The organism is Pseudomonas sp. FP1740 (genome assembly GCF_030687165.1).
GTDB lineage: Bacteria > Pseudomonadota > Gammaproteobacteria > Pseudomonadales > Pseudomonadaceae > Aquipseudomonas.
On the sequence record NZ_CP117461.1, the window covers coordinates 4560249 to 4572337 of the forward strand.

Sequence of the window (12089 nt, forward strand, 5' to 3'; positions counted from 1 at the left end):
TTGCCGCGAAGCGACAAGGCTTTCGCACAGACGCAAGCACTATGGAGGTTTTTGAGTAATGACCGAGTCAGGCCCGTAGATCTGGTCAAACCGCTGCTGGCGCTGGCTCACGAGGGGTGTCTAGATGACTGCGATCATTACGCGCCGGTCATGCACGATTGGTCTCGACTCAATTACATGCACCACCACAGCAAGGCTGACCGCCTGCAAATGACCCACCGGGGTGACATCGGTTACGAACTGCAAAGCAGCCTGCTCGTCACGGATCGTGACGTTAAAGGCGCAATGCACCGACGCCCAACGCCGATACATCTCACGCCACCTGCACGAAGAGGCTTTCGAGCGAATGGAACGGCGTATGCAAGCACACCCTGAAATGATGGTCAGCCGAAGATCTATCGTGGAGCATCCATTCGGCAATCTGAAGCTGTGGTTGTTTGGCACCGCTCGCTTCTTGTTGCGACAGCTTGAAGGAACGAGGGCTGAAAATGGCCTTGGCGGTGAACGCCTATAACCTGAAAAGAGCGATCAACGTGCTCGGCGCACGCCAGTTGATGGCGTTGATGGGCTGAAAAGCCTGTTTTCATCTGCTGACACACAAACGCGAACAAGTCGGGGCGTTTGCTTGAACCACCTTCAGTGCGTTTTCACACAGTCTGATTCAAGGGGCGTGAGAAACAGCCGTCGTGTTGACTCGTCAAACTCAGCCCTTCAGCAAAGACAGGGCAGACCGCAAGACGCTACGCAAGTCCGGTGAGACTTTACCTGCTCAGCTCATCGTTAGCCGAATACTGGGAGACGATGGCAGCCTGTTGGCCGAATGATATTTGCTGAGCAACCTTGAGCCGGGGGGCGCAAGTGAACGCCTGGCGCTTTGTTATTACTGGCGCTGCTGTATCGAGTCCTACTTCAAACTGCTCAAAGGGGGTGGGGCATCAGCTGGAGAACTGGCAGCAAGAAAGCGGTGAAACCGGATTCGCCTGTCTGGTTGACAAATGAAGCGTTCGCAGCCGGTAACAGCTTCTGCTCTGCTGGTCGGTCGGTCGGTCGATACATGCTTCTGGCAACGTGCGAGACACTGGAGTAATGCACTCCCCAAGAACTGGCGGGTTTTGCTAAAGAAGATCGAGTAGGAGGCGGCTTCACAGCTGCCGTCCTCTCACACCACCATACATACGGTTCCGTATACGGCGGTTCAGGTTATGCGGTTAAGCCGGTTTATCGTATCCAGTATCGAGACCAGCCCGAGTCGATCCCACAGCTTCTTCGGTAGCGCCTGATTCACATGTGGCGCTCCTGAGTTCCACCATGGGCCTCGGCCATTGACTGCCGATTTCCACGCCCGTACCTCACCGAGTCCCAAACGTATCAAGTTGCGCGCCCTCGTAGAGGGCCGCTTCCATTGACGCCATACGACACAGCGAGCTTGTGACGCACCCAGCCGTCAATCTCCTCAAGCGGCCGCTTGCTCTGACTTAGCTTGAAGTATCCTGCCCAGCCACGCAGTGCGGGGTTTATCCGCTCGATGACAGTCGCCATTTTGCAGCCCCAAGCATGACGTAACAGCATTCTCAATCGGTCTCGCAAGCGACCTAGACTCATCGTTGCCACTCTTAGTCTCGGCTGTTGATGCCAGCTCATCCCATAACCCAGGTAGTCGCAAGCCCAAGACCGTGCCACGCGGCTCTTTTCCCGATTCAGCGTCAGTTTCAAGCGCTGCCTCAGGAAGCGCTCGACGCCGGCCATCACCCGTTCGCCAGCCCGCTGACTGCGCACATAAATGTTCGCGTCATCGGCATAACGCACGAAGCGATGGCCACGCCGTTCCAGCTCGCGGTCGAGTTCGTTAAGCAGGATGTTCGACAGCAGCGGCGAGAGCGGGCCGCCTTGCGGCGTCTCCTCCTGTCGTCGACTGGCGATCCCGCCCGACATCACACCGGCCTCGAGATAACGACGAATCAGTCTGAGCACACGCCTGTCTTCGATTTGACGCGCCACATAGGCCATCAGGACATCGTGGTTGACCCGATCAAAGAACTTCTCCAAATCAAGTTTCACACACCAGCGGTGACCCGCTGTCACATGGCCGCGAGCGGTTTCGATGGTTTGGAGAGCGCGTCTGCCCGGACGAAAACCATAGCTGTAGTCCGAGAACAGCGGATCGAAGATCGGCGTGAGCTGTTGCAGCAGCGCCTGTTAAATCAGGTGATCCACAACACTGGGAATACCCAATTGCCGTGTTCCGCCTTTGGGTTTGGGAATATCGACGGCGCGTACACCTTGCGGGTGATACTCGCCAGCCAGCAACCGAGTCTTGAGGGTCGGCCAATACTGTTTCACGTAGCCCGCCAACTGGTCGACCGTCATGCCATCGGCACCCGGCGCACCCTTGTTGCTGACCACGCGGTGATACGCACGCCTGAGGTTGGCGGGTGCGAGCACCCGCTCCATCAGCGTATCCGGCTCCGCGTTCGTCCACGTCACAGACGCCGCCGATGCCTGCGCACTACCAGCCGTCGCCCGCGGATTCTGTCCGGAACTTGGGGTCACAGTTCTCCCTCGGAGAAATTTCTGCATTTCGACATTCGACGAGACTCTGACGCCTACTGGCGGCATAACCTGTTCGGCCCTTGGTGACAGGGTTATTTGCCACTTACTACGGCCTCGGCTGACTTCTGCACGTTCATCCCGTCGCCTCGCGACGCTCGGTAGCACACTGGCAAACGTGCAGATCTCCCAGGGTAATTCGCGCGACCTTCCTGCTTATGCCTGTCGGATCTACGTCACAGCGTTCCGTGCAAGTATTGTGTAGTGGTCAACTAATCCCGAACACGACGTTAAGTTTTTCTTCGGCCCGAGCTGGCGCCAGTCCACCGTTGAATTGATGGGGTCGAACCCAGTTGTACCTATGCATCAAGAATTGGCTGATATCTCGCCGGGCTTCTTGAGCAGTTCTGTAGCCCACGGTCGGTCCATTCAGTTTTCAAGCTGCGAAACACGCGCTCCATCGGCGCGTTGTCCCAGCAATTTCCCCGGCGACTCATGCTCTGACGCATTCGATAACGCTACAGCCGCTAGCGAAATAAACGACTCGCGTACTGCGACCCTTGATCCGAGGAAACAGCAGGCCCTGAGGCCTTCCACGTTGTTCGTAGGCCATATCCAGCGCCTTGATAACCAGCTCGGAGTCCGGCTTTTCCGACAATGCCCAGCCCACCACCCGGCGCGCGCAAAGATCCAGTACGACCGCCAGATAGTGCCATTTCCCCTGGGCCCAAATGTAGGTGATGTCGCCGCACCACACCTGATTGGGTGCCGGGAGATCGAACTCCCGATTCAAGATGTTCGGGATATCCAACCGTTCAACCGTCGCTCGTTTATAGGCATGAGAACCTGGCTGTTTACTGACGAGGTCAAGCTCACGCATCAGGCTGCGCACTTTGAACCGACCGAGTTGCTCACCATCGTCACGCATCAATGAAAGAATGCTACGACTGCCGGCAGCACTGCGACTTTGCGAGAACAGCTCGCTTACCCGGCTGCGCAACCGAAGCCGTTCAACATCAGGCGTTCGGCGCCTGAGGCGGTGGGCGTAGTAACTTGAGCGGGTGATTTCAAACACTTTGCACAGCCAATCAATCGGTTCATGGACGCTCAGCTGATTGATCAGCGTGTACGCCCGTGATCTTCCGACATCAAGAGCGCGGTAGCCTTTTTTAAGATGGATTTCTCTCGCTCAAGTCGGGCGATACGAGCTTCCAGTTCCTGAATTTTTTGCTGTTCCGGGGTCAGTGCTTTGCTTTGCGGGGTGACACCTTGACGCTCTTGCTGAACCTGCTCGACCCAGCGGCGTAGCGCAGACTCGCCGACGCCGAGTGAACGGCTGGCTTCGATGTAGCTGTAGTTTTGCTTGAGCACGAGGTCGGCAGCCTCGCGTTTGAATTCAGCAGAAAAGGAACGGCGTTGTTTGGTCATTTGACACCTCGATCTGGCGAGTATTCTCGCCTAAATGGGTGTCCGGTTTCATTAGACCACTACATTGGGCTTTAACGGTTTGGGCCGTCTTACCCCGCTGCGCCGCCTCTATCCGCTTCCTGTTCGTCAGGCCAGCATTTTTCTGCCTCGGGCTTCCTTCAGATTCGCAGTCACCCACGACACCCTTGCCTCTGGCTAACACTTCCCCTTGCCGGGTGTGTAGAGGACTTTCACCTCCAAGTCACCAGCGAGGCCACCACAGCCAAGCTGGTTGCGCTTGCGCGCAACGCGCCATGCCTGGCGCACCCATCAGAAGCCATCGGCTGGGTGACCAGCTGAAGACTTTAGAGATGTGTAGATAACTATGCCTTAGAGGACCAGCATGCAGCGATAACAACCGGCGTCTTCTACCGACGTCGCGCAAGCCTTATTGCCTGGAAGGCGCCTTCAGCTTCAACTTGAAGCCCCGGTTAATTGCCGCGCGCGTGCTTGGGTGAAGTCCGTGGCCCTGCATGGCCATATTGACCGCCGTCTCCAACGCTGCTGTGCGCTCTTCTCCCGCAGCAGGCGCCAGCGCGGACCAGCGCTGACCCTGCTGCTCGAGATGGCACAGAAATCGTGAAATTTTAGAGCGGTATGACCGGTCAAGCCTTTCGGGTAGTTGCGCCATCACTGTTTGGTGTTCAGGCTGCACAGGTGCCAGTCGGACCTGGCCGGAAGGCCCCACTAAAGCCAGGTTGAAACTGTGGTTAAGTGCCGCACGCGTGCTCGTTTGAAGTCCGTAGCCCTTAATGGCCGTATTGACCACCGCCTCCAACGCTGCTGGGCGTTCTTCGCCCGCAGTAGGTGCCAGCGCGGACCAGCGCTGCCTCTGCTGCTCGAGGTGGCACAGAAATACTGAAATCATACTGCGGTATGGCAAGGAGAGGCTTTTGGGCAGTTGCGCCATCACTGTTTGGTGTTCGGGCAGAGCAGGTGTCTGTCGGACCCGACCGGAAGGCCCCACTAGAGCCAGGTTGAAGCTGTGGTTAAGTGCCGCGCGCGTGCTTGTGTGAAGTCTGTGGTCCTTAATGGCCGTATTGACCGCCGCCTCCAACGCTGCTGGGCGCTCTTCTCCCGCAGCAGGCGCCAGCGTGGACCAGCGCTGATTCTGCTGCTCGAGATGGCGCAGAAATCGTGAAATCGCAGAGCGGTATGGCGAGCTAAGGCTTTTGGGCAGTTGCGCCATCACGGTTCGGTGTTCGGCGAGTAATCGTGTGGCTCCCCGCGTGGGGGCGGTGGATGGCAGCGCCCGTGAGGGGCCGGAGGACTGCGTCGACGACGGATAGGGGGGGGCAACCCGTTCCTTGCCCCTGCGAGTGCGGGAAACGCCTGTGGTGGATGGAACCGACGCGGCGTCGGCTACGGACACAATGTGCCCAAAAGGACGTGCACCTTCGTCAAGCTGTTGCACGTCCTCTGTGGTGTAAAGTGCTGTATCTTTCGGCAAATGATCTCGTCCAAAAGCCGATTGCGTAGAGACCTCCAATGGCGCTAAATCGCTAGGGCCTCCTGGTGGGTGGGTGGCATTGGCATTGGGAGCCGGGGTCGATGCAGCGAAGTTGGCGAGGTCTGCAGAATATGGGGGAAGGGGACGCACTCTTTTCTCCTTTGGAGACGAATAGCAGGCAGTCTCATGCCAAAGATCGTTCGACCGAATGCTAACCACGGCCACGTGTATAACCTCTTGGGTGGTCTGGGGGCGAGTTGGGTTCCAAGGCATGAGAAAGTCGTTGGGGCGCTCCGGCGGAATGGCTGGCCACCTCGGACAATCCGCGCAGGCGCAGCGCGTTGTCTCAGGATTTTCAATGCCGAAAGTAGTTGCAGATCCCATGAGTGAATATCCCCTCATCTGGGCATGCCCCTGATGAGCCCCCTTAGAGGACCAGTTGCAGCGATAACAACCGTCGCCTTCTACTGGCGTCGCACAAACCTTATCGCCTGAAAGGCGCCTTCAGCTTCAACTTGAAGCCCCGGTTAATTGCCGCGCGCGTGCCTGTGTCAAGTCCATGGCCCTTAATGGCCGTATTGACCGCCGCCTCCAACGCTGCTGGGCGCTCTTCACCCACAGCAGGCGCCAGCGCGGACCAGCGCCGACCCTGCTGCTCAAGATGGCACAGAAATCGTGAAATATTAGAGCGATATGGCTGGACAAGGCTTTGGGGCAGTTGCACCATCACTGCTTGGTGTTCGGCCAGTAATGGTGTCAGTCGGACCCGACCGGAAGGTGCCCGCAGAGCCAGGTTGAAGCCCTGGTTAAGTGCCGCGCGCGTGTTTTTGTTAAGTCCGTGGTCCTGAATGGCCGTATTGACCGCCATCTCCAACGCTGCTGGGCGTTTTTCTCCTGCAGCAGGTGCCAGCGCAGACCAGCGCAGACCTTGCTGCTCGAGATGGCACAGAAATTGTGAAATTTTAGAGCGGTACGACCGGTTAAGGGTTTTGGGCAGTTGCGCCATCACGGTTTGGTGTTCGGCCAATAATGGCCTGGTTCCCCGCGTGGGGCCGGAGGACTGCGTCGACGACGGATAGGGGGGAGCAGCCCGTTCCTTGCCCCTGCGAGTGCGGAAGAAGTCGTCAGAAGTCAGGTGGCGAGTTAGCAATAAGTCAGTCACGACGGGTGTTATATCCGCGAGGGTATAATTCGCGCTGTCGGGGCTATTCTGAGCCCGTTGCCGATTCAACTTCTCCAGCACAACCGTCTTTGGGTTGGGTAGAGCGTAGTCCTCGGACGGCAATGAATGCAGATAGTTCTTTGAGGAGGGTGAGAGCTCTCTGCGCGATGAGCCCGTGAACTCGGCGGGTTGGGATGTTGATTGCCTCGACGAGCCGCCAGCAAGGTTTGAACGGTGCTGTTGTACATCCTCTGTGGTGTAAGGTGCTGTGGCTTTCGGCAAATGATCTGGTCCAACAGTCGATTGCGTAGAGGCCTTCAATGGCGCTAAATCGCCAGGGCCTCCTGGTGGGTGGGTGGCATTGGGAGCCGGGGCCGATGCAGCGAAGTTGGCGAGGTATGCAGAATACGGGGGAAGGGGGCGCACTCTTTTCTCCTTTTGGGACGAATAGCAGGCAGTCTCCTGCCAAAGATCGTTCGACCGAATGCAAACCACGGCCAGGTGTATCGCCTGTTGGGTGGTCTGGGGGCGAGTTGGGTTCCGGGGCACGGGAAAGTCGATGGGGCGCTCCCGCTGAATGGGTGTTCACCCCCCGCACCCAGCGAGGGCTAGGGGGCATGCCGAGATAAGGCAAAATCAGGACATTTGCTTCGCAAGCGCCGATAAGTAGTTACAGTCCCCATGAGTGAATGTCCCCTCATCTGGGCATGACTCTGATGCCCCCTTGAGGGGACAAACATGCAGCGATGACGCCGATAGAGGCGACGGTGTCATCGCTGGTGGCTACTGCCTTGCAAAACAGAGGCGTAGGAGGATCAGGGATTGACTGGCACCAATCGATCCCGACCAGGACTGGACAGGCTCTTGCTGCGGTTCGTTGCGGGGATGCACTTGCCGATAACGCAATTGCGCATCTCGGCCAACAAATCATGTACCGTCTTATCCAGTGCCTCATTGTTACGATTTGGATGCTCAACAAGTAGTTGCCCTTACCGATGTATCCTTCCCCCATAACCCGCTTCGGCGTCAAAACGCAAGGCAGGATGCGGTAATCAGCACATATGGATCTGTGCTGGGGCACAGGTGACTGTCATTCCTAGCGCAACCGCCGGGTCTCGCTTGAGATCGTTCCTGGCTCGGTGACTGCCTGAGAAGAAGATTTTTTCGCCGGTAAGCTTAGCCTCGACGTACCATCTGAATTAAAGGGAACTGAATTGACAAGGTGAACTACTAATAGCGTAGCTCAGCTGAATTTTCGGCTTAGCTATTCAAATAAAGAGGAATAACCATGAGCTTTATCAAATATCTGATTACCAGTGCTACTCTGTTTTCTGCCGCATTCATTACACAATCGGCGATGGCATATCCGCCTGCCTGGTAAACCTAAGACTGCAAGTGAAGGCAATTGAAATTGGGATTCTTTTGCCTTCACCTACTTGTGATGTTTTGAAATTACTGACTATCAACCTGTGAGCCCCCCCTCATGGGTTCGCTATATTCTACTAAAAATAGCTCTCCCTTTACATTCCAGACATGACGGGTGGCTGCCCTTTCACAGTGCTAGGAGTGCAGCGATCAAACTCTCTAACTCACGAGACAAGCTGAAATTGCCGTCACGCAATTACACCGTGATGTTGCGAAAGAAGCGCTCAACCGTGTTTATCCACGAGCCGGATGTCGGGATGGAAATGTATGTGGAACGCTTGTGCTTTTTAAGTCAAGCCTTCACCTTCCGGGGTTTGTATGTAGCGTAATTGCCCGCAATCAGAAGTGGCCTAATAAAGTATTGGTTGGACGCATCGATCTCATGCGGTGTTTGCCGGACTACCCCGCTCGATTTTCGCGTACTCCCCGGAACCAGAATCGCTTCTCAGGCCACCCAGTACGCTCGACACAGACCTTCACAGGCGCTCATCTGCGTGCCAAGTCTTAGGGCGTCAGAACGCAGTCACCCTTTCCTGCATAATTCTTAAGGAATCCATGGCCGATGGAAATCTGTATTTCCGGCAACTGGCACCAGGCAACTGTAGGACAGAGGCCGGTCCCCTCTCCGGGCTCTCCAATGTTAACTGTGACTCAAGTGACAGATCGATCCACAGTTGATCACAATACGAGGCGACTATTGATCCAGGCAGGTATGCTGGCAGAAAAGACATCGTTGATGCGGGAAGTCATTGAGCGATCAGCTCCCCTGCCCCCGACCGGACTCAAAAACTTTCCCATAGCACTAAAACAGAAGATTTTTGGTGAGCTGCGCAGTGACTCTGCGTTGAAACATTCTTGAATCTGCTGCTCGTTTTGCCAAGCGCCGGGGGGTTAAGGGTAGAGGAACTGAGGGACAAGGCCCTCGAGGACAATAAACTCGCCCTGATATCCAACGCTAATCGCCTCGGTGCCTATGCATTGATTCGGTCAATGAAGGCCTATTCCTTTGGCAGACCGTTAGGATTATTGAGTCCGAACAAACGGCAGGATTTGGTTAACTACACCCTCGGCCAGGTCAGTGAAATGCACAAGGCTACGGCAATCTCCGGGTTGGCCACCGGGCTGGTGCATCTGAGCGAGTCGCAGCGGCAGAGTCTGGTCACCGCCGCCCTCGGTCTGACCCAGGAGTGGCGAAAGGCCGAGGCGATCGCCGGGTTAGGTACCGGGCTGGCGTATCTGAGCGAATCGCAGCGCCAGGACCTGGTCAAGGCCGCCCTCGACCTACCCCATGAGTGGCGCAAGGCCGAGGCGATTGCCGGGCTAGGCGTCGGGCTGGAGTACTTGAGCGAGGCGCAGCGTCAGGACCTGGTCAAAACCGCCCTCGGTCTCACTCATGAATGGTCCAAGAGCCTGACGATCCCTGGGCTGGGTGCGAGAATCACGCACCTGAAAGAGGCTCTGCGCCGAGACCTGGTCGACGCCGCCCTCGGCCTGACCGATGAGAAGTACAGGGCCCAAGCGATCGCCGGGCTGAGTGCCGGGCTGGCGCACCTGAGCGAGGTGCAGCGCCAAGATCTGGTTGCTGCCGCCCTCGATCTGACCGATGAGTGGTGCAAGGCCAGGGTTATCGTCGGGCTGGGTGCCGCGCTCGTGCATCTGAGTGAGTCACCGCTCCAATCCCTGGTTAATGCCGCCCTCGGCCTGACCGATGAGAGGGAAAAAGTCAGGGCGATCGCCGGGCTAGGAGCGGGACTGGTGCACCTGAGCGAACCGCAGCGCCAAGCCTTGCTCGACGTCGCTCTCGGCCTGGCCCATGATGAATACAGAGCCCAAGCGATCGCTGGGTTAAGCGCCGGATTGCTGCACCTCAACGAGACACAGCGCCAGGGCCTGGTCAACGTTGCTCTCGGCCTGGCCCATGAGGCGTACAGGACTCAAGCGATCGCCGGGTTAAGCACCGGGCTGCTGCACCTGAACGAGACACAGCGCCAAGGCTTGATCGACACCACCCTTAACTTGATATACGAAAGTTACAAGGCCGACGCGATCGCCGATCTGGGCTCAGGGCTGGCTTACCTGAACGAGTCACAACGCAAGGACCTGGTCGATGCAGCGCTCGGTCTGTTCGATGAGCAAGCCAAGGCCAAGGCGATCGCTGGACTGGTCAATGGCTATCATGAACTGAGGGTTAGTGGCTAAAGGTACAGACTGTGCTCAATCTTAGAATATGAGTTTTGCCCGACGTTGAATCGAGTATCAATCTCCTTCTATATTCCGATTTTAGATAGCGCTGTATACGACGCCGGCAACCCAAGACCACCAGCTACAATCCAGTTCGCCAAACAGCAAGGGGCTACTGGCAGTGTGTCTTGAGCGGACTCGAGACCGATGCATACTGGGCAACTAACATGCTGCCTCCGAAAAAAATTTCGAAACTGAGCTATGTTTCTGTGATCAGTTAGCGCCTGTAGTGAAAACCTTGATGCCTGCTAGTAAGCTCGAGCACTGCGCCCGCTTATGGAGGGAGGACGCATCATATGGGCATGCTTTATCACAACGTCTTTGCCTATAGACAGATAATACCGCAGCTCGTAATCCCAATCGATCACTGCGGCGCAGTTACGCTGACCTGTTAAAGCGGAATCGACAGACGCATGCGCTTTAGAAACTCGCTGATCTGAACGTTGCCATGGGGCAAGTCTGGCATGAGCGCCTTGAAATCGTACGTTGGATTCTGCAGCGCATAATCCAGCGCCTGAAGAATGCCGGCCAGCTCATCCGGGGTGTATTCCTGAGTCAGCCGCTCGGTTTGCGCGGGCGACAACCCTGGGAAAGCCTCCGGCTGGGCGATGTCGTAAAGCATGCTCATGGGAATGCGCAAAAAATTGAGATTAGCTGAGGTCTTCATCAACGAAGATTCCTGATATGTTTTGATGGGCCAATTGTTGCACAACTTGATTCAGTTGCTCGGGGGTTGGGCGATAGTGACCACTCTTTCTGGAAATGGCAGTGATGAAACCGTTTTCAATACGGATGTCCCCAGCCGCCGCGACCGGTTGGCCAGCGAGAAAGCTGGAGTGGTGAAATTTGCCTCGAGTTTGCTCGTTCGAGATGTAGATCGAACCCTGTGCATCCATGACAAAAATCGCCCGCCCCTTATCGACCTCGAACGCCGTTGACGCCTGACGGGTTTCAAAAGGCTTGCCATCGGCATCGAAGACTTTGCCGTCGCGAATGGTCACTTTGTAACGGGCACGCTCCTCCTTGTTCAAGTACTTGACCGAGGTACCGAATACTTTGCCCTTCTCCTCGCCCATGTATACCCGAATCATGGGCTGCAAATCGCTGAATTTTACCACTTCCGACGAACTGACGCCGCCGACGACGGTAGCAGGCGGCATAAAGCGCATACGCGCCTCCATGGCGCTGTTCGGCTCACCTACACTCGGGCGCAAGGTGGGTGCACCTGACCGTAACGCCGAGGGGTGCTGCATACGCACAGTGGAAAACTCATCAGTGCTCCTAAGGGGTGGCTCACTGGTGCGGCGTAACGCCACCGGTCGCTGCCGGGGCGGTACGGTTTCCGCACGAAGCTTTTCTATCAGTTGTTGAAGCCCTATTTTGACCGGGCGAGCGGCTATCTGGGGCGCGCTCTCTTGCGTCGATTCAGGAGTTACTGACGGCAGAGTCAATTCCGGTGGTTTTGCTGGCACTACCGGCCGAGTCAGTTCCGGTGGTTTTGCTGGCACTACCGGCCGAGTCAGTTCCGGTGGTTTTGCTGGCACTACCGGCCGAGTCAGTTCCGGTGGTTTTGCTGGCACTACCGGCCGAGTCAGTTCCGGTGGTTTTGCTGGCACTACCGGCCGAGTCAGTTCCGGTGGTTTTGCTGGCACTACCGGCCGAGTCAGTTCCGATGGTTTTGCTGGCACTACCGGCCGAGTCAGTTCCGGTGGTTTTGCTGGCACTACCGGCCGAGTCAGTTCCGGTGGTTTTGCTGGCACTACCGGCAGTTCGATGCCTGCCAATGCCTCTGCTGAA

At 56.7% G+C, this 12089-nt stretch carries 6 protein-coding genes and 3 pseudogenes; 2 read left to right on the top strand and 7 right to left on the bottom strand.

Annotated features, from left to right (window positions below):
- Window positions 1–120: 120 nt before the first annotated feature.
- Entirely contained in the window at window positions 121–312 is a 192-nt protein-coding gene (locus PSH69_RS20210) for a hypothetical protein (protein ID WP_305412906.1), read from the bottom strand.
- Between PSH69_RS20210 and PSH69_RS20215 the strand changes: the two are divergent.
- Window positions 233–572, top strand: a pseudogene (locus PSH69_RS20215) (transposase); the annotation flags it as partial. The gene PSH69_RS20210 and the pseudogene PSH69_RS20215 sit on opposite strands and share 80 nt — an antisense overlap.
- A 623-nt stretch (window positions 573–1195) precedes the next feature.
- Here PSH69_RS20215 and ltrA read toward each other — a convergent pair.
- The 4 genes and pseudogenes from ltrA to PSH69_RS20235 form a co-directional block, all read right to left on the bottom strand.
- Window positions 1196–2616 (bottom strand): annotated as a pseudogene (gene ltrA, locus PSH69_RS20220) (group II intron reverse transcriptase/maturase).
- 199 nt (window positions 2617–2815) lie between these two features.
- Window positions 2816–3975, bottom strand: a pseudogene (locus PSH69_RS20225) (IS3 family transposase).
- A 427-nt stretch (window positions 3976–4402) separates the two neighbouring features.
- Window positions 4403–5203, bottom strand: a complete 801-nt coding sequence (locus tag PSH69_RS20230) for a hypothetical protein (RefSeq protein WP_305409587.1) — start codon at window positions 5201–5203, stop codon at window positions 4403–4405.
- Between the two features lie 745 nt (window positions 5204–5948).
- A complete protein-coding gene (locus PSH69_RS20235) occupies window positions 5949–6491 on the bottom strand; it encodes a hypothetical protein (RefSeq protein WP_305409588.1) in 543 nt (180 codons plus the stop codon).
- 2586 nt (window positions 6492–9077) lie between these two features.
- On the opposite strand from PSH69_RS20235, the gene PSH69_RS20240 reads away from it, so the two are divergent.
- Entirely contained in the window at window positions 9078–10250 is a 1173-nt protein-coding gene (locus PSH69_RS20240) for a hypothetical protein (protein WP_305409589.1), read from the top strand.
- Between the two features lie 433 nt (window positions 10251–10683).
- On the opposite strand, the gene PSH69_RS20245 is transcribed toward PSH69_RS20240, so the two are convergent.
- Window positions 10684–10959 (bottom strand): hypothetical protein, encoded by a 276-nt coding sequence (locus tag PSH69_RS20245; protein ID WP_305409590.1) that lies wholly within the window; start codon window positions 10957–10959, stop codon window positions 10684–10686.
- The gene (locus tag PSH69_RS20250) at window positions 10943–11461 is read right to left on the bottom strand and encodes a hypothetical protein (RefSeq protein ID WP_305409591.1); all 519 of its coding nucleotides are present in this window, start codon (window positions 11459–11461) and stop codon (window positions 10943–10945) included. Before PSH69_RS20250 ends, PSH69_RS20245 begins: the two co-directional genes overlap by 17 nt.
- Window positions 11462–12089 lie beyond the last annotated feature (628 nt).